At 67.7% G+C, this 20,979-nt stretch carries 21 protein-coding genes; 9 read left to right on the top strand and 12 right to left on the bottom strand.

Features of this window, described 5'->3' with window-relative positions:
* The first annotated feature begins 148 nt into the window (after positions 1-148).
* Positions 149-1,375 (top strand): PucR family transcriptional regulator, encoded by a 1,227-nt coding sequence (locus ACFWPX_RS00225; RefSeq protein ID WP_378924508.1) that lies wholly within the window; start codon positions 149-151, stop codon positions 1,373-1,375.
* 53 nt (positions 1,376-1,428) lie between these two features.
* On the opposite strand, the gene ACFWPX_RS00230 is transcribed toward ACFWPX_RS00225, so the two are convergent.
* Entirely contained in the window at positions 1,429-2,826 is a 1,398-nt protein-coding gene (locus ACFWPX_RS00230; protein ID WP_378924510.1) for an FAD-binding oxidoreductase, read from the bottom strand.
* A 387-nt stretch (positions 2,827-3,213) separates the two neighbouring features.
* Between ACFWPX_RS00230 and ACFWPX_RS00235 the strand changes: the two genes are divergently transcribed.
* Genes ACFWPX_RS00235 through ACFWPX_RS00245 form a run of 3 tightly spaced genes read left to right on the top strand, consistent with a single transcriptional unit; the run spans position 3,214 to position 5,341 of the window.
* Positions 3,214-3,708: a nuclear transport factor 2 family protein gene (locus tag ACFWPX_RS00235; protein ID WP_378924512.1), complete on the top strand. Its 495-nt coding sequence runs from the start codon at positions 3,214-3,216 to the stop codon at positions 3,706-3,708.
* 8 nt (positions 3,709-3,716) lie between these two features.
* Positions 3,717-4,547, top strand: coding sequence for an SDR family NAD(P)-dependent oxidoreductase (locus ACFWPX_RS00240; RefSeq protein WP_378924513.1), 831 nt, complete (start codon positions 3,717-3,719; stop codon positions 4,545-4,547).
* Between the two features lie 32 nt (positions 4,548-4,579).
* Complete coding sequence (locus ACFWPX_RS00245; protein ID WP_378926064.1) at positions 4,580-5,341, top strand: glucose 1-dehydrogenase; 762 nt, start codon at positions 4,580-4,582, stop codon at positions 5,339-5,341.
* A gap of 110 nt (positions 5,342-5,451) precedes the next feature.
* On the opposite strand, the gene ACFWPX_RS00250 is transcribed toward ACFWPX_RS00245, so the two are convergent.
* Positions 5,452-6,528, bottom strand: a complete 1,077-nt coding sequence (locus ACFWPX_RS00250; protein ID WP_378924515.1) for an alcohol dehydrogenase catalytic domain-containing protein — start codon at positions 6,526-6,528, stop codon at positions 5,452-5,454.
* A 2-nt stretch (positions 6,529-6,530) separates the two neighbouring features.
* Positions 6,531-7,715 (bottom strand): LLM class flavin-dependent oxidoreductase, encoded by a 1,185-nt coding sequence (locus ACFWPX_RS00255; protein WP_378924517.1) that lies wholly within the window; start codon positions 7,713-7,715, stop codon positions 6,531-6,533.
* Positions 7,716-7,948: 233 nt separating this feature from the next.
* Between ACFWPX_RS00255 and ACFWPX_RS00260 the strand changes: the two genes are divergently transcribed.
* The 3 genes from ACFWPX_RS00260 (at position 7,949) to ACFWPX_RS00270 (ending at position 9,440) form a co-directional block, all read left to right on the top strand.
* Positions 7,949-8,269, top strand: a complete 321-nt coding sequence (locus ACFWPX_RS00260; RefSeq protein WP_378924519.1) for a hypothetical protein — start codon at positions 7,949-7,951, stop codon at positions 8,267-8,269.
* Complete coding sequence (locus ACFWPX_RS00265) at positions 8,266-8,928, top strand: TetR/AcrR family transcriptional regulator (RefSeq protein ID WP_378913666.1); 663 nt, start codon at positions 8,266-8,268, stop codon at positions 8,926-8,928. Before ACFWPX_RS00260 ends, ACFWPX_RS00265 begins: the two co-directional genes overlap by 4 nt.
* A 125-nt stretch (positions 8,929-9,053) precedes the next feature.
* Positions 9,054-9,440: a hypothetical protein gene (locus ACFWPX_RS00270; protein ID WP_378924521.1), complete on the top strand. Its 387-nt coding sequence runs from the start codon at positions 9,054-9,056 to the stop codon at positions 9,438-9,440.
* On the opposite strand, the gene ACFWPX_RS00275 is transcribed toward ACFWPX_RS00270, so the two are convergent.
* Positions 9,415-9,990 (bottom strand): CGNR zinc finger domain-containing protein, encoded by a 576-nt coding sequence (locus ACFWPX_RS00275; protein WP_378924523.1) that lies wholly within the window; start codon positions 9,988-9,990, stop codon positions 9,415-9,417. The genes ACFWPX_RS00270 and ACFWPX_RS00275 overlap by 26 nt on opposite strands.
* A 101-nt stretch (positions 9,991-10,091) precedes the next feature.
* Between ACFWPX_RS00275 and ACFWPX_RS00280 the strand changes: the two genes are divergently transcribed.
* Together ACFWPX_RS00280 and ACFWPX_RS00285 are read left to right on the top strand one after the other, a co-directional pair.
* Complete coding sequence (locus ACFWPX_RS00280; RefSeq protein ID WP_378924525.1) at positions 10,092-11,291, top strand: epoxide hydrolase family protein; 1,200 nt, start codon at positions 10,092-10,094, stop codon at positions 11,289-11,291.
* A 66-nt stretch (positions 11,292-11,357) separates the two neighbouring features.
* Complete coding sequence (locus ACFWPX_RS00285; protein WP_378924527.1) at positions 11,358-12,056, top strand: ANTAR domain-containing protein; 699 nt, start codon at positions 11,358-11,360, stop codon at positions 12,054-12,056.
* Here ACFWPX_RS00285 and ACFWPX_RS00290 read toward each other — a convergent pair.
* Genes ACFWPX_RS00290 through ACFWPX_RS00325 form a run of 8 tightly spaced genes read right to left on the bottom strand, consistent with a single transcriptional unit; the run spans position 12,041 to position 20,978 of the window.
* Complete coding sequence (locus tag ACFWPX_RS00290) at positions 12,041-14,665, bottom strand: HAD family hydrolase (protein WP_378924529.1); 2,625 nt, start codon at positions 14,663-14,665, stop codon at positions 12,041-12,043. The two genes, ACFWPX_RS00285 and ACFWPX_RS00290, sit on opposite strands and share 16 nt — an antisense overlap.
* Positions 14,662-15,813 (bottom strand): GNAT family N-acetyltransferase, encoded by a 1,152-nt coding sequence (locus ACFWPX_RS00295; protein WP_378924531.1) that lies wholly within the window; start codon positions 15,811-15,813, stop codon positions 14,662-14,664. The genes ACFWPX_RS00290 and ACFWPX_RS00295 overlap by 4 nt, the downstream gene beginning before the upstream one ends.
* Before the next feature lie 4 nt (positions 15,814-15,817).
* A complete protein-coding gene (locus ACFWPX_RS00300; RefSeq protein ID WP_378924533.1) occupies positions 15,818-16,660 on the bottom strand; it encodes a family 16 glycosylhydrolase in 843 nt (280 codons plus the stop codon).
* A complete protein-coding gene (locus ACFWPX_RS00305; RefSeq protein ID WP_378924535.1) occupies positions 16,657-17,676 on the bottom strand; it encodes a beta-propeller fold lactonase family protein in 1,020 nt (339 codons plus the stop codon). Before ACFWPX_RS00305 ends, ACFWPX_RS00300 begins: the two co-directional genes overlap by 4 nt.
* Positions 17,669-18,748 (bottom strand): GNAT family N-acetyltransferase, encoded by a 1,080-nt coding sequence (locus ACFWPX_RS00310; RefSeq protein ID WP_378924537.1) that lies wholly within the window; start codon positions 18,746-18,748, stop codon positions 17,669-17,671. Before ACFWPX_RS00310 ends, ACFWPX_RS00305 begins: the two co-directional genes overlap by 8 nt.
* Positions 18,749-18,760: 12 nt before the next feature.
* A complete protein-coding gene (locus ACFWPX_RS00315) occupies positions 18,761-19,732 on the bottom strand; it encodes an NAD-dependent epimerase/dehydratase family protein (protein ID WP_378924539.1) in 972 nt (323 codons plus the stop codon).
* A gap of 2 nt (positions 19,733-19,734) precedes the next feature.
* Entirely contained in the window at positions 19,735-20,568 is an 834-nt protein-coding gene (locus ACFWPX_RS00320) for a polysaccharide deacetylase family protein (protein ID WP_378924540.1), read from the bottom strand.
* Entirely contained in the window at positions 20,565-20,978 is a 414-nt protein-coding gene (locus ACFWPX_RS00325) for a hypothetical protein (RefSeq protein WP_378924542.1), read from the bottom strand. Before ACFWPX_RS00325 ends, ACFWPX_RS00320 begins: the two co-directional genes overlap by 4 nt.
* Position 20,979 lies beyond the last annotated feature (1 nt).

A 20,979-nucleotide genomic window follows, 5' to 3' on the forward strand; every position in this document is an offset into this window, starting at 1 on the left:
CGGGGCGTTCGGCGACCATGACACCACATGTCACGCTGTCACGACCACATGACCGGTTTGTTTACCGACGCCCAGACCGAATCGATCAGAAATTTGTGCTGATGGCACAATCATCCCGACGGTTTTTGTTCAACGAATGGAAGCGGCCGTGGCAGCGTACGGATCTCTGGTGTGGGTGGGACAGGCTCTCGGTCCACGTGTCGACGCCATCACCGAGGACCTCATCCGGGTGACCGAGCAGATGATCCCGCTCAACGACGTCGCCGCCGACCTGGCCGAGATGCGCGCCGCCAGCATCGCGGAGAACATCGCCGCCGTGCAGTACGTACTGGCGAACAGTATCGACCCGGCCACCGTCGGCCCGCCCGCCGGTGCTGCCGCCTACGCCCAGCGCCTGGCCAGGCGCGGCGTACCGCTGACGATTCTGCTGCGCGCCTACGGGCTGGGGCAGTACCGGGTCCTCGACGCGGCGATCGGGCTGATCCTCGCCGTTCCGGGCCCTGACCAACCCGCTCGGATCGCGGAGTTGCTCAAATTCGCGGGGACCTACCTGGATCGGCTCAATTCGTCGATGGGCCGGATCTACGAGGCGGAACGGGATCGCTGGCTCAGCCGTCGCCAAGCCGCTCGACAGCAGTGGATCGCCCGTCTGCTCGACAACGACGATGTCGACGTCGCGGCAGCCGAGGAGGTGCTGGGCTATCGACTCGACCAGCGCCACCACGCGGCCGAAGTGTGGTCGACGGTCACCGGCACGGACGCTGTGCGCGCGCTCGAGCAGGCACGACAGCTGCTGTCCGCGGCGATGCGGACCGGTGGCACCGAATTGGTCGCGGCGTCCGGGGACCGCGCCATGTGTATCTGGTTCCCGGTCGAGGAACCGTGCGTGCTCGGCGAACTCACCGAACAGGTCGAGGCCTCCGGCTTGCCGGTGCGGGTCGCTCTGGGCCCGGTCGGCGACGGGCTGCCCGGGTTCCGTCGCTCGGCCCGCAGTGCGGCACGAGCGAAGGCGCTGGTCATTTCGGCCGGGGAGACCGCACCCACGGTCATCGACTACGACACGATCGCACCCTTCGCGCTGTTGTCCGACGACCCGGACGAACTGGCCGGCCTCGTACACCGCGTTCTCGGCCCGCTGGCAGGCGATGGTGCCAAGGTGGAGCTACTGAGGAACACCCTCGACGTGTTCCTCGCCGAAGGCGCCAGCTACTCACGCACCGCCCGCGTCCTCGACGTCCACCGCAACACCGTCCAGTACCGCATCCAACAGGTCACCGGCCGCTACGGCATCGCGGTCGACACAGACACCTTCGAACTTCGCTTCGCCTTGGGCGTCTGCCGCTGGTACCGCCACATCCTTACTCGGACAATCTGAGTCCGGGCGGTTTGTGCGTGCCGCACAGCCGGTCCAGGGACGAATCCCGGGAATCAGGACGATCGAGCAGGCTTGATGTTGGCGTTGCGGTGAAACACGTTGGCGGGGTCGTACCGGTACTTGATGTCGGCGAGCCGCTCGTACTTGGCGCCGTAGGCGGCTCGGACGCGGTCGTCGTCGGTCTCCGCCATGAAATTCACGTAGCCGGCGGAGTTCGACGCCAGGGGACGCAGCGCCTCCCAGGTCTCACGGACCCAGGTCCGGTCGATCGAGAGCGTGTCGTTGTCCGGCGCGGCAGCCACGATATTGCACACATAGTGCCGAGTGCGCGCACCGCCGAACGAGGTCTCGTCCTCGCCAACCGCTGCGAACGCGCCGTCGAGGATGAAGATCGGCATGAACGACATGGGCGACGTCTTCTTGCCTGCGTGCTCGGTGATCACCGCGATCACCTCGTCGGAGAGTTCGGTGATATCGAGTGCCTTCTCATAGCCGCGGATGCCCCATGGCGCGGAATCGTCGAGTAATTGCTGCAAACCGGCGTAGGGGAGCGGGGACACGAATTCGAACAGCGGCGGGAGCGAGTCCCGGATCGGCGCGACCATGGCGGCATGCTCGGCCGCAGTGCCGTATCCGGCGACGATCAGGGCATATCCGGGGGCGAAATGATATTGCTCGGGAACGAACGGGGCAGGCGGCGCGGACATCCCGGCACCGATCACGGCTCCTGCTCGGGCGGGCAGTGTGGGAAGGAGTTCCCGGGCCAGACGAAGCGCGGCCGACCCGTTGTCCATGGACCAGAAGAATAGTCCGACATGCACTTCGGGCCCGAGTCGCTGAGTGCGGTATTCGAATTCGGTGACCACGCCGAAATTGCCGCCGCCCCCGCGCAGCGCCCAGAACAGGTCGGGATGCTCGTCGGCGGACGCGCGCACGATGCTGCTGTCGGCCAGGACGACCTCGGCCGAGACCAGGTTGTCGATCGCGAGCCCCATCAGGTGGGTCAGCCAGCCCATCCCGCCGCCGAGCGTGAGGCCACCGACCCCGGTGTGGCTGATGACGCCGCCGGTCACGGCGACCCCGTACGCCTGGTTCGCCGCGTCCATGTCGGCCATCGTCGCGCCGCCACCGACGCGCACCCGCCGGGCCTCCGGATCGACGACCACCTGATTCATTCGAGCGAGGTTGATCATCATGCCTGCCTCGCCTGCGGAGGCTCCGCTGAACGAATGTCCACCGCCGCGGACCGATATCTCGAGCGCCTGTTCCTGGGCGAACGTCACCGCCGCGGCGACGTCGGCGGCGGACAGGCACTCGACGATGACCGCGGGTCGTCTGTCGATCTCACCGTTCCAGAGGGTGCGTGCCTCGTCGTAGCCCGGATCGCCGGGGACGAGGACCCGGCCATCGGTCGCGGAATTCAAGGAATCGAAGCTCACTGTTTGTGTCATGCCATTCTCCATCTATCAGACCGGTTGTGGCGAGGACTACGAGGTTCAATTCGCTGACTGTCTGATGGCCCGTCGCCTGCAACGAAAATGCGCGTCCGGGATTTCGACGCTGGGAGACGATTCCAGTCTGAACCGTGTCAATTGGATCGGCAACGAGTATCGGACTACCCGTTTTACTTGCACGGGAATAGGTACAAGAAGCATTTTCTCGGTCTCTCGGACAACGTGAGCTTCCCGCTGGCGTTCCCGATGAGCGGGAAGCCGGACCCGCGGTGACCTCGTCCCGGTCGTACGGTGGCGGCCGCGGGACGTAGGAGAGGAAGCGGACGCTCACCGGCCACTTCGAGCTCCTTCACGTCTGATCTGTCGAGTCGACCAAGGAGCTTCATGTCCGCAACACCGCACCCCGACGACTTGACCAGGTACCTCGCGCGGTCGGCGGCGATCGAGGCGATCACCGCGCTCAAGCACCGCTATTTCCGTGCCTGCGACGCCAAAGACCCGGTCGGGTTCCGTGACTGTTTCGTCGCGGTCGGCTCGGCGCTGGACTACGGCGAGCTCGGTGCGATGGATGCCGACGGAATGGCGGCGGTCTTCGCGTCGATCGCGTTGCAGCAGGTGGACGGCAAGCACGCGATTCTCGACATGCATCACGGTGTGCACCCCGACATCACCGTGCGCGAGGACGGCACCGCGAGCGGCCGGTGGACGCTGCGCTTTCGTCAGGTCAACCTGATCGAGCGCACCGAAACCGTCTCCACCGGCGAGTACACCGACGAATACCAGGTGCAGGACGGTCGCTGGAAGATCGCGACGTGCACATTCCACCAGTTGTGGGCGATCACCCGCCCGCTCGATGACGCCACCCGGATCGCACAGTAGGAGTGAGCATGTCGAAGATCGCTCTGGTGACCGGCGCCAGCCGTGGCGTCGGCAAGGGAATCGCGCTGGCGCTCGGCGCCGCCGACTGGACGGTGTATCTGACCGGCCGCGGCACCGCGGGTGACGGCGGACCACTGGAGGTCGCCGCCGCCGAGGTGAGCGCTCGCGGCGGCACCGGCATCGCCGTGCACTGCGACCATCGCGACGACGCGCAGATCGCCTCGCTGTTCGCCCGCATCGCCGCCGAGCACGACGGGCTCGACCTGCTGGTCAACAACGTCTGGGCCAATCCCGACGGGTTCGCCGGTTTCAGTGATCCGTTCTGGCGGCGGCCCGTCACCGACTGGGACACGCTGATCGGGGTCGGACTGCGGGCCCACTACGTGGCCTCGGTCGAGGCGGCGCGGCTCATGGTGCCGCGCGGCAGTGGCGTGATCGCCAACATCTCCTCGTTCGGTACCCGCGGATACCTGCACTCGGTGCTGTACGGGATGTCCAAGGCGGGGCTGGACAAGATGGCGGCCGACATGGCCGTGGAACTGCGCGGCACCGGTGTGAGTTCGCTGTCGCTGTGGCCCGGGATCGTACGCACCGAGCAGGTGCTGGCGATGGGTGTCGAGGACATCGAGGGGTTCCCGATCGCGGGTGCGGAGACACCGGAATTCGTCGGCCGGGTCGTGCTCGCCCTGGCCACCGATCCCGAAGTCGGCGCGCGCAGCGGCAGCACGGTGATCACCGCGGAGGCGGCCGTCGAGTACGGGATCACCGATCTCGACGGTGGACAGCCGGTGTCGCATCGCGCGGCATTCGGTGGCGGCGCGATCTTCGGCGTCCGATGAGTAAGCGTCCGATGAGCAAGGAGGAATCTGTGATGGACCTTTCGGGAAAAGTTGTGCTGGTCACCGGTGGTGCGCGTGGGCTGGGAGCGGCTTTCGCTCGCGGGATCGTCGCCGCGGGAGGCAGTGTCGTGATCGGTGACCTCCTCGAGGAGGATGGTGCCGCGGTCGCGGATGAGCTGGGGGCGCGCGCTCGGTTCGTGCCTCTCGATGTCACCGATCCCGCGGCGTGGCAGCACGCGGTCGACACCGCCGTCGGCGCCTTCGGGTCGTTGACCGGCCTGGTCAACAATGCCGGGGTGACCGCATCGGGTGTGCCGCTGGTGGAGGAGCCGCTCGAGACATTCCAGCGGGTGATCCAGGTGAATCTGGTGTCGGTGCACATCGGCATCCACGCGGTGGTGCCCGCGCTGCGGGCCGCGGGCGGTGGATCCATCGTCAACATCTCCTCGGCTGCCGGGCTGGTCGGTCTGGCACACACCGGTGCCTACGGTGCCGCCAAGTGGGGCGTGCGCGGGCTCACCAAGGTGGCGGCGGTCGAGCTCGCGCGCGACCGGATCCGGGTGAACTCGGTGCATCCCGGCATGGTGCTCACCCCGATGACCGCGCCAACCGGTATCAGCCTGGCGGAGGGCGGTTTTCCGAACGCGCCGCTGGCCAGGGTGGGCCGCCCCGAGGAACTCGCCGGTGCGGTGACGTATCTGCTCAGCGACGCCGCGTCGTACACGACCGGCGCCGAGATCGCCGTCGACGGCGGCTGGACCGCGGGACCACCGGTCGTCGACCTGAACGGCTGAGTCGCTACGTCCGTGGCTCCCGGTGTGTGGGAGCCACGGACGTAGCGAAAGAAGTCGCGGCGCAAGCCTCCCGCATGAACGCAGCCGACTCGTCGCGCCGGCCGATGGAGTCAGTCCGCGGCGAGGCCGGGTCGAACGATGATCTTCACGTGTTCCTGCGGGGTCCGCAGGGCCGTGAAAGCGTCAGCGACACCGTCGAGGTCGACGCGGCCGGTGATAATCGCTTCCGCGTCGATCGACCCGGCGGCCAGTCGCCGCAGCGTGATGTCATAGGCGTCCTGGTAGGACCCGTGACCGAAATTGATGGCGATGCGCCGGAATTGGGGAACGACCGGGGTGATGGATTCGGCCGTGAACCCGGCGGCGAGAACCTGGATACGCGAATTGAACGGCATCTGATGGGTGAGCTCGTTCAGGATCCCGGCGCGCCCACTGCATTCGTAGGCGATGAGGATTCCGTTCGCTGCCGCGCCGACGACGGAGTTACCGTCGGCGATCAGGGCGTTCCACACGTCGATGGGGTTCCGCTCGGTGGGGTCGACGACGATGTCGGCGCCCATGAGCGCGGCCAGTTCCCGGCGCCGAGGTGAAGGCTCGGAGGCGATCACCATCTTCGCGCCGCCGGCCTTGGCCGCGACGATGGCGCCCAGACCGATGGTGCCACAACCGATGACCAGCGCCGAGTCCGCTGCGGTGAGCCCCGACTGCTGGACATGCATCTCACCCACGTGCAGGGGTTCGGCGAGGGTGGCATGGTCCAGCCGCAGGCCGTCGGGGACTTTGCGCACCCAGAAGGCATCGACGACGATCGCCTCGCCGAACGCCCCGTGATAGGTGTTCGAGTACCCGATGATGGTGGGGATGCCGGTGGCCGCATCGGTAGCCAGGCCGATGCCCGCCACCCTGTCGCCCACCGCGAAATCCGTGACGCCGGTGCCGAGTTCGGTGATCACCCCGGCGTACTCGTGCCCGAGCACCACCGGTCGCTCGGCGTCGAACGAGGCCAGCGGGTAACCGCCTGCCTGCGCGACATCGACGAACCGGCAGGCATCCTTGGACACCGACAGGTCGCTGCCGCAGATTCCGCAGGCGGCCACCGCGATTCGAACCTGGCCGGGACCGGTCTCTGGCAGGTCGGGCACATCGCCGACGGTGAATTCTCCGTCGAGGAATCGCACGGCGCGCATGCTCACGCTCCTGTCACGGCGTCGGAGCCGTAGTAGTCGGTGTTGGCCTTGGTGATCGCGGTGACCAGCTGCCCGATCAGCAGATCGCGGTGGTCCTCGGCGAACTGGAGGCTGGCCGCGCGTCCGGCATTGCGATTCTTGAAATGCGGGACGACCTCGGCGGCGAACAGTTCGTAGCTGCGTTTGGTGTCTTCCCAATCGGCCATGTCCACGTGCAGTACCAACAACGTGCCGAAACCGCCGGTCTTGTCGATCAACCGCTGGATCTGCGCGATGGCCTCGTCCGGTGTGCCGATGATGGCCTGCCCGAATTCACCGAGCGTGTCGTTGCGCCACTGCTCGACGATGCCGTGGGAAGTGTCCGCCCAGTCCGGGCGCTGCCCGGTCTGCCGGTTGACGTAGGCCGCCATGGACCCGATGCGCCGCGATACCGCGCGCTCGGCCTCGGCGCGCGATTCGGCCAGGAACATCGGGGTGACCAGTCGCCAGTTCGCGCGATCGGCGAGATGGCCGTGCTCGGCACAGGTCTTCTCGTAGACGCCCCAATTGCGGTCCAGCGCTGCGAAACCGGTGGGTGAACCCGCCGCCAGCGACAGCAGCGACAGTCCGTGCGTGCCCGCAAGTACCGATCCGTTCGGTGAGATGGTGGAGGCGGTGGCCACCTCGATGCCTGCCGGGTCGTAGGTGGGCAGTTGGGCCCGCGCGTCGCGCAGCGTGAACCAGTCGGTCCGCATGTCGACCACGTCACCGCGGAGCAGCCGCAGGATCGCTTCCAGGGCTTCGCCTTGGCGGCGCCGCTGGTCAGAGGGGTTGATGCCCATCATGTGGGCGTCGAGGGGGATCTTGCCCGGCCCGGTGCCGAAGATGACCCGGCCGCGGGTCTGCAGGTCGAGTTGGGTGATGCGGTCGACGGTGACCAGCGGGTGATGGTAGGGCAGCGACACCACGCCGGTGCCGAATCGGATGCGGTGGGTGCGTTCGGCGGCCGCGGCGATGAACAGGTCTGGAGCGGGCACGATCTCGGCGCCGGTGGAATGGTGTTCGCCCATCCACGCCTCGTCGAAACCGAGATGGTCGAGGTGCTCCATCAGGTCGATGTCGCGCCGCAGCTGGAGGGCTGGGTCGGCGTCGAGTGGGTGATAGGGGGCCAGGAAAGCGCCGAATCTGATCGAACTCGGTCTCCACATGGTGGGTCTCCTCATCGAAACGGTGCGGTGAGCTCGGCTCACGGCGTCGTCTCAGCTTCGACATGGATCAATTGATCCAGAAGTGGTCGTCCCGTTCAGCGGGAGATCCTGCGATTCGCCGAAGAGGTATCCGTTCTGACCGTTGACATCGGCGGGACCAGACCTCGATGATTGGATCATCTGATCCAAGTTTCCGGCGGTCGCAGACGTCGATTCCCGAGGAGTTCCCCACCATGTTTCTCGACATCGATCCACGGAGGGAACCACCCGTCACGCTGGCCGAGTCCGCGGACTTCGCCTCGCTGTCGGTGCTCGTCCGTGCGACACCGGAGGCAGTTCGGCTACAGGATGTGCTCATCGGCTGGGGAGAGTTCGACGGCACCCACGTGTGGCTGAGCACGCAGCGCTTGGAAGACGAACTCGGCGACCACTTCGGCTCCGACTTGACATGGCGGGAGCGATTCACCGACATGCTCGACTTCGCTCTGGCCGAGGGCTGGTTCGACGAGTCCGGCCTGAGCGTGCGCGCGCACTGCCGGTGGCAGCCGCAATGACAGAGATGGTCGACGCGAATCCGGCAACCCCTGCCGCCAATCGCCAGGGAAACGCGACCCGCACCCGTTTGGTGAAGACCGCCGAACGGCTCTTCGCGACGCACGGCGTCGACGCTGTCTCGGTCCGTGCGGTCAACGCCGCCGCCGGGCTGGGGCCCGCATCGGTCAACTACCACTTCGGTACGAAGGACGACCTGCTGGCCGCGGTGCTGCTCGACCTCGGAGCCGGTGTGCGCGACCGTATTCGCGCCAATGTGAACGCGCTGGCCGACCGCGAGCACGCGCCGACCGTCGACGAGCTCGTCGACGCGGTCACCGTCCCGTATCGGGAACTGTTGTCGCGCCATCGCACTCGCGGCATGCGCTGGATCAATATCGTCGCCCAGATATCGGCCCAGAACCATCCCGCGCTCGCTGCCGCCGAACAGGACCTGCGCTCGGTCCTGCTGCAGCAGGTCCGCCGCACATTTCCCGACACCGACCAGACTCGGCTCGAACAGCGCTGGGCGATCGCGCTCATGGTCTTCCTCCAGGCACTGAGCAGAGCAGAGGAATGGAATCACCGGCGCGGCGCGATCCCCAGCGCCGACGACCTGGTCCGCTTCTTCGACGACCAGGTCATCTACCTGGCAGGCGGCCTGATCCGCCTACTGACCTGACCCCGATTCGATCGGGCGGAAATCGCCTCTGGCGCTGGCAGTCTCGGCCACCGACGTCCATGATGGTGGAGAAGGGGAGTTCACGCGCGGGGCGGGATTCACCACCAGTGAGGTGAAGGTAGAACATGAACAACAAGCTCATCGCTGCGGCCGCGGCTCTGTCGGCGGGTGTCATCGCAGTCACCGGGTGTTCGAGTGACGCCGACGTGGTGTCCAAGAACCTGTCCAAAGAGTCGGACCAGTTCAAGATCGACCGTCGCGTGGTGTTCTTCAACGGAATCACCGACAAGTATCTGCTGTCCATCGAGGGCAAGTGCTCGATCAAGGACGAGAACAACCAGCTCGAGGTGACGTGCAAGACCGGTGACGACGAATACAAGAAGCACTTCCTCGGCCTCTCGGACAACGTGAGCTACTTCGTCGAACAGCTCGAGGCCGCCGAGGTGAGCCGTTACCACTACAAGGTGATCTTCAAGCCCGAGACCATCATTCGCGACGTCGACCGTCCCTGAGCTGGTTGGCGTTGAAGCGCGCCTTCTTCTGACGATTCCCGCACGTGTTCATGTCGCACCATTTGCGGGTGCGGCTCTGACTGGTGTCGAAGAAGGCGGCTCGGCACGTCGGCGATGCGCACAGGGCCAATTTGCCGTCGCGTTCGCCCGCGATAATGCTGATCGCGTCGGCGGCGATGACGCCCAGGGCATCTTCTACGCAGGAAGCCGAACTGAGTCGCCATTGCCGGGCGCTCTCGGGTGTCAGGACCGCCGCCGCCCGACCCTGAATGCTGCGGTCATTGATGACTTCGACAGCAGACGCGGGGGGAGTGTCTCCGATCGCGGTCGCTGTCGCGGCGGCGTGAATTGATTCCCTCAGTTCTCGAGCGAGTTCGAGCTGGGCGGGGGTGCAGGAGTCCACGGCGAGGCCGCTCACTGCCAGCCAGTCGACGAGTCGCTGCGGCGTGGGAATGCGCTCGACCGCGTCGCCATGACGCTCCGTCAAGGTCGCCGTGAAGCTGGTCGCCAACACATTACCGAGGCGAAAATCAGGGAACTCGGAGCGCATGGAACCACCTTAGCCGGTTGCGCACAGGCATCGACAACTGTTAGAACCGTCTAAGCCGGTTCGTTAGGTTCTAGCCGGTTCCGCGATGGCCAGGAGGTCTCATGAACCGTCCAACCAGCGACGTTCACGCATTCGAAGCCCACGCAACCGACGCCGACCTCGACGATCTGCAGGCGCGACTAGCCGCCGCACGACTACCGGAAGCCGAGACGGTCTACCGCGCCGCGCCCGACCCTCGCCGATGGGAACAGGGCGTTCCCCTCGCCGACCTCGTCGATGTCGTGCACTACTGGCGTACCGAGTACAACTGGCGGTCGTTCGAAGAGCGCCTCGACCAGATCGGCCAGTTCCGTACGACCATCGATGATCTGGGAATCCACTTCCTGCACCGCCGATCCGCGCGTGCGGACGCCACACCGCTGATCTTGACGCACGGCTGGCCGGGCAGCATTGCCGAGTTCATCGATGTAGTCGACGAGCTGGCCGATCCGAAAGCCGCGGACGCGCCGGCGTTCCACGTCGTGGTCCCGTCGCTACCTGGCTTCGGTTACAGCGACAAGCCGGCCACCACCGGGTGGGGAACCGAAAAGATCGCGGCCGCATGGGTGGAACTGATGGGAAGGCTCGGCTACCGCGAGTTCGCAGCCCACGGCGGCGACTGGGGAGGCAATATCACCACGGTTCTCGCCGGCCGGTTCCCGGCGCACGTTCTCGGCATTCACACAACGTTCGCGGAGGCACCGCCCGGGCTGACAACGGACGGCCTGACGGCGGTCGAGCGCCGGTGGACCGAGGAAACCCGCGATTTCTGGCACCACCGCGCGGCATACGCCAAGCAGCAGGCAACCCGACCGCAGACCATCGGCTACTCGCTCGTCGACTCACCGGTCGGGCTTCTCGCCTGGATCCTGGACAAGTTCGCTGACTGGACAGATACCGAAGACAGCCCGTTCGAGACGATTTCCATGGACCGGGTTCTCGACGACGTCACCCTGTACTGGCTGACGCGGACCGGCGCATCGGCGGCCCGCATCTACTACGAAAGCCACAACTCCCTCGATCCCGAACTTCGGGTCGATGTCCCGTCGGCGATCACGATGTATCCCCGCGATATCGAGAAGTGCCCGCGCCCCTGGGCACAGGAGCGGTACCGGCAGATCGTCCGATGGAGGTCGCCGGAAGCCGGGGGACATTTCCCGTCGCTGGAGGTTCCCGAGTATTTCGTCAAGGACCTACAAGAAGGGCTCGCGGCAGTGCTGGCCGCTGATGTCGGTTCGCCCTCGGCGACACAGCCGATGTAATAGGGTTCTCGTTCTCGCCGATGGTAACGGTGAGATAGCTGATTGTGCGAGCTGAGGACTTTGCGTGTGGATGACATCGAATCGTTTATCGGGGCGGTGTCACGGTTCGCCCGGCTGCCGGTCTCGAACGACACCGATGCGGTGTTGCTCGATCTGACCCAGACCGTCACCGGGCTTCTCGACCTGACGGGAGCCGGAATCAGTTTGGCCACCGACGGACAATTGCGTTACGTCACCGCCGCGTCCGAACCCGCCGCCGAGCTGGAGCGATGTCAGGAGCAGTTTCGGTCGGGGCCGTGCTGCGTCGCGCACACAACCCGTGTGACGGTGCCGGTCACCGATGTCGGGGAATACACCGTGCGGTGGCCGGGCTACGTGGCCGCCGCCCGCCGAGTCGGTATTGCCGCGGTGGCCGCCATCCCGATCACCCACGGCACCGAAGGGGTCGGGGTGCTCGACCTCTACGCCGCTCAACAGCGAACATGGTGGAGAGCCGACCTCGAGGCGGCACGGGTGCTGGCCGATATCGCCGGCGGGTATCTGGTCAACTCCGCCGTCCAGCACCACCAGCGGCAGCTCACCGAGCAGCTTCAGCGTGCCCTGGACACACGGATCGTGATCGAGCAGGCCAAGGGCATCCTCGCCAACGAGAACACCATCGATATGGTCCAGGCGTTCGCGCTGATCCGCAACCATGCCCGCAGCCACCACGTCACCGTGCAGGCGGTGGCAAGGGCGATCGTCGAACTTCATCTGCGATTGTGAGTGGCTGTGACAGCGGCCAGAACAGCTGTGCGGGTGGCCAGCCCGCGCACACCGTTCTCTCGCAGCCCGAGCACCCCGCACAGTGCGGCAGTCCGGGGACCTAGGACGGGCAGGCGGCACAGCGGGCAGTCGCCGGGTCGGTGCCCGAGCAGCGCGGCGCACGCTTGGGCGAATCCGGACTGGTAGGCGCCCCTGGTCAGCGGAATCCGTGCGGCGCGCACCGTGTCGTCCGCGTTGCGTGGCGCTCGTGAGATCACGGCCTCGGCGAAGGCCGGCAGGTCTTCGGCGGTGTCACCGACAGCCAGCGCGACATGACCGCCGAGCCGAGTCGACAGTGCGCGCAGACCGGTGCCCTTGTCCATCCCGTTCGGGACGAAATCTGTTTGTCCCGCCCCGACGACGATGCGCACCGCCCCGCCGGTCATCGCGGTGATCGCGCGGGTCAGCTCGGCGGGGATCGGTCCGCGCCGCGACCGGGCGCGCACGCTGTAGCGGTAGCGCCGGTCCACCTCGATGGCCTCGTGCGCGTCGAGGTAGCGGCGAACCTCGAGCATGGTCTGCGCGGCGCTGCCGTCACGCAGGTCGGCGCAGTGCCGATTCCGGTGGTCGTAGATCGCGGTGCCATACTCCACCACCGCGCCGGCCAAGCCGAACTGTCTGCACCGGGTCGCCGCCTCGGGCAGGCTGCGTCCGGTCACCAGGACCGGCCGGTACCCGTGCACGAGCAGGGCCCGCAAGCTGAACGCGGCGGTCGGCGTGGTGCACGGAAAGCCGAGCGGATCGGTCTCGAGGACTCCGTCGAGGTCGAGTGCACAGATCGGCGCCGACGTGGTGGTGCTCGTCGGCTGGGGAACGGCGAAGACCGCGGACAGGTAGTCGTGCACGGCCTCCGCGCAACGGTCCTCGATGTGGGGACCGGCCAGCTCGTCGGCCCGGCCGAGCCCCCACAGGTGCGTGAGCCGATACAGCAGCCACTTTTCGGGATCGATCGTTTCGCCGGTCTGCGCGAGATAGGCGCTGCGCAGCTGGGATTCGAAGGTGCTGGAGGGGGGATCGGCGGCGGCGCCGGCGAGGTCGAAAATCGCGTCGTAGCACGTCATTTCGAGGTTGCTGAAGGAGAACTGGTGAAAGTCGACCTTGCGCAGTGCTCCGGTCGGCTCGGCGCGTAGCCAGTAGCGGGCATGGGTGTGGCCGTCGGCGATGCTCGCCGTGTCGACCCGCAGCAGGTTCCGGACGATCCGATCGATGAGCACGGTTTGCCCGGCGGGCCCGAGTCTGCCGAACTCCCCGCTCAGCAGCCCGGCCGCGACCTCCCAGGCCGGCCTGCGCCCACGCAAACGGGTGGTCGGGTCGGTGCCGACCCGCAGCGCGCGCCGACGGTCGACCACATAGCGGGTGATCTGCTCGGCCACCGCGACTTCGCCGGGTGGATCGGCGCTTGGGACCCAGTCGCGGTAGAGCAAGCCGTCGACGAGCCCGTACACCGGAGGGAAATGGCCGGGCAGGGCGGCTGCCACCGCCACTGCGTGCCGCCCGAAGTAGCCGAGACCCGCGCCTTCGACGGCGATCTCGCGGCGCGTTACGCCGCCATCGGTGGCGATCTCCACCGCGTACCGTTCGCGCACGCGAGCCCGGCTGCGTCCGTGCGCTCCTGGCCGATGCCGGGCCACCACTTCGTGTCCGGGACCGAGCAGCCCGGCCAGCGTCGCACCGACAGCCTCGTCGGTCAGCCGCTGGTGCACACTCCACTGGGGCCATGGCAGCGTGATCGTGTGCCACCGGCGGATCGGCGTCGGCGGATCGGTTCCGGCCAAGGCCAGCAGAAAGACGATCGCGCGGGTGGGGATACCGAGCTCTTCGACGGCTCGTCCCGTCTGGGCCAACGCGGTTCCGGTGACCGGTGGATCGTCGATCACCACGATCGTGCCGCCCGCCGCCACGACCGCGCGCAGCTGCGCGACCTCGGCGCGCCGCCATGGGCGGCCGGGGCGGTAGGTGCACACGGACACTGCCGTCGCTCCGGCCAGCTCGAGCGCGGCGGCGCACAGCGGAGCCAGATAGCTTCCCGAGGTCCGAACGCCGACAACGCAGATCGGCGTCGAGCGATCGGCATCCTTCAGCAACCGGTGAGCGAGCTCGACGACATCGTCGGGGTGCTGGTCGAAGCTGCGAAAACACGTGGGAATCCGCAGGATTTCCCCGCGTAGCCGCCGGGTTGTCGGCAGTGCCATGGTGCGGCCGATCGACTGGTCGGCGGCGGGATCGAGGACAGTGTGTCCGCACCGGGTCGACGTGTCACCGAGCGCATCGCGCAGCCGCCGCAGCTCGCCCGCACCCGGGCCGACGGCGATCGGGCGCAACACCAGCGCCGCACCGCGGGCCAGGGCGGCGGCGAGGTGAGCGCCCCTGGCGGCGCTGTCGTCGAGAAAGTCCGCGACGCGGTGCAATTGGAGTGGATCGGGATGGAGACGGTCCTCGACCAGCTGGTTCAATCCGGCGGTGAGCAGGAAGGTGTCGAGCCGGTCCCGGTCGGCGATCGCCCGGCCCAGCAGGTCGGTGACCGTCTGCGCGGTGCAGAGCAGATCCAGCGGTGCCACCCGCTCACTCATGGGCGAGGCCGATCCGCGGCGTGGTCCAGCGCGAGCACGCGCCGCTCGACGTAGCCGCGCAGGGCGATGCACCCACTGTCGAAGCGACTGAGCGGAACCCGCTCGAAGGCGTACTCGGCGAGGTGCTGTCTGGTGCCGCCGAGCCGGTCCTTGACGTGGGCGAGCGTGCTGACTCCGCCCGATTCGCCCATGTCGAAGTAGCGGCACCCGATCCGGCAGGCATGTTCGACGGCCAGAAACTGCATCAACTCGTGTGCCCGCAGCGGCCCGGCCAGCTCGCGGTCGCTGAAGGCCCGCCAGCCGACACCGACCCCGCCGTGGAAGACCGCGATGGCGGCGGCGATCGGAATCCCGTCCAGGCGCGCCACCCAGATCCGGCACTGATCCTCGAATGCCGCTGCGACGGTGCGGAACCGGCGCAGCGGTTCGGCTCGCATCGCCCGTAGCCGGGCCATCCGGCGCGGCAACCGCCGCTGCACTGCCCGCCGGGCCACCCACCGCAGGTACACGTCGTACAGGTCATCGACCAGCTGGGGGGAACTGCCGACCTCGATAACCAGCCCGGCATTGTCGGCCTTACGGCGGGCGCTGCGAATGCCGGTGCGCGCCTTCGAACTGAGCCGCCGCGACCAGACCTCGTCGAACCCGCCGCTGAGGTCGAGCACATGGGTCTGCACCGGAATACGAACCGGGACACGGCCACTCGCCCCCGACCACGCCTCGCGCCAGGCCGCGGCCGCGGCGAAACCGGGCCGCAGCAGCGTCTGGAGCTCCCGGCCCGCGGCGAGATCGGCCAAGACCACCGCGACATCGCCGACCCTGGGGCCGCCGGGTGCCACGATTCCGCCCGACCCCCAGCCGTGCGGGAACGAGGCCTGCACGGTGAGCAGCTTCGGGTCACCGGGTGACCCGGCGAAGGCGCGGCGAACCAGCGGTAGCACGGCCTGCCTGCCGCAGGGCAGTTCGTAGAGCCTGCTGGCCTCGGTCCATCCGTCGGCTCGGCACACGGAGTCCGACCAGGAGGGCAGATGTGACGGTCCCGCAAGGGGATCGGCGGCGACGATCTCGTCCCACACCTCGCGCGGAGCCGGACTGGTCACCCGTGCTGGGCCCTGCGGTGTCCGCACGTCCCACTTCAGCGTTGTCATCGTCTCAGTACCGTTCCCCGGGATAGACCCGGACGTAGTCGACGAGCATCCGGGCCGGGAACACGGTGTCGCGGTCCGGCGATCCCGGCCACTCGCCACCGACGGCGAGATTGAGCAGCAGGTAGAACCGGTGATCGAAGACCCAGCCGGGACCGGCTTCGGCCCGGGTCAGCGTGCGCGTGGCTTGTCCGTCCACCAGCCAGGTGATCCGGTCCGGCGCCCACGCGACGGCATAGGTGTGCCAGTCCGTCACCGACTGTCCGGCCGGGAGGCGGAATTCGGCACCGAAGTCGAGTCCGGGCCCGTGCACGTGCTGCTCCACCGAATCGGTGCGCGCGCCCAGCGTTTCGACGATATCGATCTCGCCCGCCTCCGGATGTCCGACGGCGTCGATGTTCTCGCCCAGTAGCCAGAAGGCGGGCCAGAGCCCGGCCCCGCTCGGCATGCGGATCCGTGCTTCGAACGTGCCGTAGCTCTGGGCGAAGGCGACACCGCGCCGTTGCCGGGTCGTCAGCTTTCCGCTGGTGTAGCGGCAGCGCCCGTACCAGCACGAATGCCCGTCCGATCCTTCGCGGGCCTCGATCACGAGGTTTCCCCGGCCGTCGAGGGCGGTATTGGCGCCGCGGGTGTAGTACTGCAATTCCTCGTTGCCCCAGCCGGTTCCGCCGACATCGGGGCGCCAGATCGACGGATCGGGTGCTGCGCCGGGCGGGCCGTCGAACTCGTCGGCGAATGTCGGCCGGGTTTGGTCGACGGTCGTCGAGGCCTGGCCACAGCCGGCACCGAGCAGGGCGACGGCCACCGCGATGCCGAGGCGCGAGGACGCACGGTGGTGCCGCACGGTCATGTCGCCACCACCGCGATGCCTCGTGGGGTCCGGCCGACCGGGCCCGAGCCGGTTGCCCGCAGTGTCCGGGTGTCGATCACGGTCACATCGTCGGAGTACACATTGGCGACATAGAGCAGGCGCCCGTCCGGGCTCGTCGTCATCTGGGCGGGCGCGGCGCCGGTCTTTATCGGTTCCCCGATCACCCGCAGTGTTCTCGTATCGATGACGCGCACATCGTTGGAGTTCTGGCTCGCGACGAAGACGCGCCTGCCGTCGGTGCTGGTGACGATCCCGGTCGGATAGCTGCCGACCGGAATCGGCTCCCCGACGACCCGCCGGGTTTCGGTGTCGACGACCGAGACATCGTCGGAATTGGCGTTGGCGATATAGACGCGACGCCCGTCCGGGCTCACCGCCGCGCGCGCCGGTGCCTTGCCGACGACGATCGGGTTGCCCACGACGGCCAGCGCTTCGGTATCGATCACGCGCACGTCGTTCTGGTACTGGCTGGTGGCGAAGATCCACCGTCCGTCCGCACTGATCGCCAGACCGCCCGGCGCGTCGCCGATCTTCATCGGCTTGCCGAGCATGCGATGGGTGGTGGTGTCGTAGGCGCGCACGTCGTCGGTCTCACCGCCCGCGACGTAGAGGCGACCCCCGTCCGGGCTGACAACCACGCCCGCCGGGTAGGTGCCGACCCGGATCGGGTCACCGACGGTGCGCCGGGTGGCGATGTCGACCACCGTGACCACGCTGGCCGTGGGACTGACGACATAGGCCCGGTCGCCGGTCGGGCTCACCACCACGTCGGACGGGATGGGACCGACCTCGATCGGTTCCCCCTGCCCGGCCCAGGTCGACGCGTCGAGCACGCGCACATCGCTGGTCTGCGCGTTAGCCAGCAGGACATAGCGGCCGCTCGGTAAGGGATCGACAGGGTCGGGCGCGCTTGTGCCACACGCGGCCACAGTCGCGGCGACGACACTCACCAACAGCGCCGCACGCACGCGCGCCCGGAGCGCGGGCCTAGACATCGCGGAAACCGATCACGCGTTTGACGCAGCCCCGCAGAGCCTGGTCGGCGCGGTAGACAGGGACACGCTCGAGCCAGTACTCGCAGTAGTCGTAGGGTTCGGCGCCGAAGTAGCCCTTGAATCGGGCCAAACCGGGCGAGGCACCGGACTCTCCCATGTGGTAGCTGCGACAGCCGCTGCGGCACGCGTCTTCGATCGCCACGGTGTGCAGCAGCCGGTTCGCCGTCGGGAAGGCATGCGATTCGTCCATCGCTCCGCGGGTGTAGTGCGCGTTCGCTCCGCCGCGCAGGACAAGAATCGCGGCCACCGGAAGTGCCTCGAACCACGCCACCGACACCTGACATCGCCCGCCGAGGTGCGCGGCGATCGTGGCGAACTTGGCGGCCGGATCCCGATGTCGCCCACGGAGTCTGGCGAGCCGCACCGGTTCGTGCTGCTGCCGCGCCCACCGATCGAAGCAGCGTTGCAGCAGGTCGTAGAACACCGGAACGAGGCGACCGGTGGTGTCGGTCTCGACCGTCACCCCGGCCCGCTCGGCGCGCCGGACGGCGGTGCGCGTCGCGGCCTTGAATCGGTGCTGCCACACGTGCTCGAAACCGCCGTCCAAATCCAGGATGTGCGCGCGTGCGGGAACGGCAGTGATACCGGTGTGCGCCGAGGCAGCGTCAGCCCACGCGGCGGCGTGCAACGGATTGGGGCGAAGATGTATCCGCAGCGCGGGTGTCGCGGACAGGTCGTCGAACACCGCGGACACGAGATCGGGTGTGACGCCGTCGGGCGCGATCAGCCCGCCGTACCCCCAGCCCTTGGGCAGCGACTGCAGGACCGACGCCCCGCCGGTCGGATAAGTCCGTCGAACCAGCGGAAGCAGCGCCTGGCGGCCGTCGGGCATTTCGTACAGTCTGCTCGCGTCCCGGTAGCCGCCTGAAGCGACAAGGCAGTCCAGCCATTCCGGCGTCTGGGTGGGCACAGCGTGCGCGTCCGCCCGGTGCAGCTCGGCCCACACATCGCGTGACACCCCGACGGTCACCCGAGGTGCCGATGAGCCGATCGTGCTTGTCGTTGGCGCCATGTCCAGCTCCGTTCACGCGGTGACAGTCGCGCTGCCGCTGAGATCGAGGGTGTCGCGCAGCCAGGCGATGGTGTGATCGATCCCGGCGGTGATGTCGACATGCGGATCCCAGCCCAAACGCTGGTGGGCCGCGGTGTGATCGAGCGCGATGGCCTGGATCTCCCCGGTCCGTGCCGGTGCGTACACCGGGGGATCGTCGATGCCCAGCGCCGCCGCCATCATGCCGTGCAATTCGGTGGTGGTGGTCTGCACTCCGGTGCCGATATTGAAGGTGCCGGTCAGCGATTCCGGCGCCGCGCCCGCGCTCCTGAACGCGTCGACAACGTCACCGACGTAGACGTAATCGCGGGTGGCGGTGCCGTCGCCGTAGATGGTCCCCGGATGTCCGTGCAACAACGCATTGCCGAAGATCGCGACGACGCCGGCTTCCCCGCGCGGATCCTGGCGTGGCCCATAGACATTCGACAAGGCGAGGCTGATCGGCGCCATCCCGTACATGTCGGCGTACGCGGCGAGGTAGAGCTCACCGGCGACCTTGGCGGCCGCATACGGCGAGAGAGGGTGAGGCGGTGCGTCTTCGCCGATCGGCAGTGCGGTGGGTGTGCCGTAGCGGGATCCGCCGGAGGCGGCGAAGACAACGCGGCGAGTCCCGGCCTGCCTGCACGCCTCGGCCACATTGATGGTGCCCAGCACGTTCGTGCCCGCGTCGGAGCAGGGATCGCCGACCGATTTGCGGACGTCGACCTGGGCTGCGAGGTGGAACACCACGTCCGGGGCGACATCGCGCACGATCTCGGCGAGCTCGCGTTGCGCGACGCCGGTCTCGACGAAGACGAACGTGTCGTGCCGAAACGCACTGTCCAGGTTGCCTATTCGACCGGTGGCGAGATTGTCGATACCGACGACGGTGTGGCCGTCGGCGAGCAGGCTGTCGACCAGATTCGAACCGATGAATCCGGCAGCGCCGGTGACGAGGGTGCGCATGGTCAGATACCTCCTGGTGGTCGCGATGGCCGGACGGGCATCGTGATGATTCCGCGCGTCGAGCGGTGACCGCGCAACCGGCGGTAGGTTCGCCACGCCTTGGTTCGCCACGCCTCCGGAAACGGCGCGACAGCAGCGTCTCGGCCCGCCAGCCAGGCCCTCAGCTCATCGATGGTGGTCGTCGAGCGAATCGTGAGCCGGGCCAGCGCGAAGGGATCGTCGGCAGTCGAGCTGAAAGCATTGCCCACCGCGGTTGCCGAGGTGTAGCCCGCGACGTGCGCCTGGCGCTTGACTCGTGTCGAGTGGAAGCCGTGGGGGTAGGCGAAGCTGCGGACTTCCCGGCCCAACGCGTCCTCGAGCAGGTCCTTGCACTCGCGGATCTCGGCCGCTGCCACGCGTTCTCGCAGGGTGTCGAGCTGCGGGTGGGTGTGGGTATGGGCGCCGATCTCGACATCGTGCTCGGCCAGCTCGGGAAGTTGCGACCACGCCAGCATCCGGGCGGGCGGCAGGCACAGCCGCGAGGACTGGTGCGGTCCGCGTAGTGCGCCGGTCGTCACATAGAGCGTGCACGGGATCTGATGGGCGGCGAGCACTGTTGCGGCGTCGGCGAAGTCGGCGAAGCCGTCGTCGAAGGTCACCAGCAGCGGGCGTGCGGGCAGCTCTCGTCCATCGCGGAGCGTGTCGATCAGAGTGGTGACGGTCATCGGCGTTCGGCCACTCGCCACCAACAACTCGACGTGCCGGGCGAAAGTCCGTGGCGACACGGCATAGGGCGCGATCCACCCTGCCGGATCGTCCGACACAGAATGGTAGAGCAGGATCGGGACGATGGTCATGGCCGCGCCGATCGAAAGATCTGCACCGCGGCCGCCGCGGTGGTGATGACCGCCAGCGACACCAGCCGCGACGTCGTCGAATCATTGCGCGCCGCGGTGAACGCGACAGTGACCAGCAAGCCGAAGGACATACTCAACGCGATCCCCACCACCCAGACCTCGATGTCCTCGCGCAGTGGCAGCAATCTCGCGACGGCGAGACCGGGGCACAGCAGCACGAACGCGAAGGTGACGAGCGTCCGCAGCACCGACAGCGGTGAATCGGGGGAGATGACGTGGACGGCCAGCAGCGTGACCCATCCCGAACCGGCCAGTACCCAGGTGGCGGCCGGCGTCGCACGCAGACCACGTCGCAATGCCGCGGGATCGGGAAGCCGATACCGGCTGAGGCCGACGGGAATTCGCGTCATC

The organism is Nocardia sp. NPDC058518 (genome assembly GCF_042719655.1).
In the GTDB taxonomy this organism is placed as follows: domain Bacteria; phylum Actinomycetota; class Actinomycetes; order Mycobacteriales; family Mycobacteriaceae; genus Nocardia.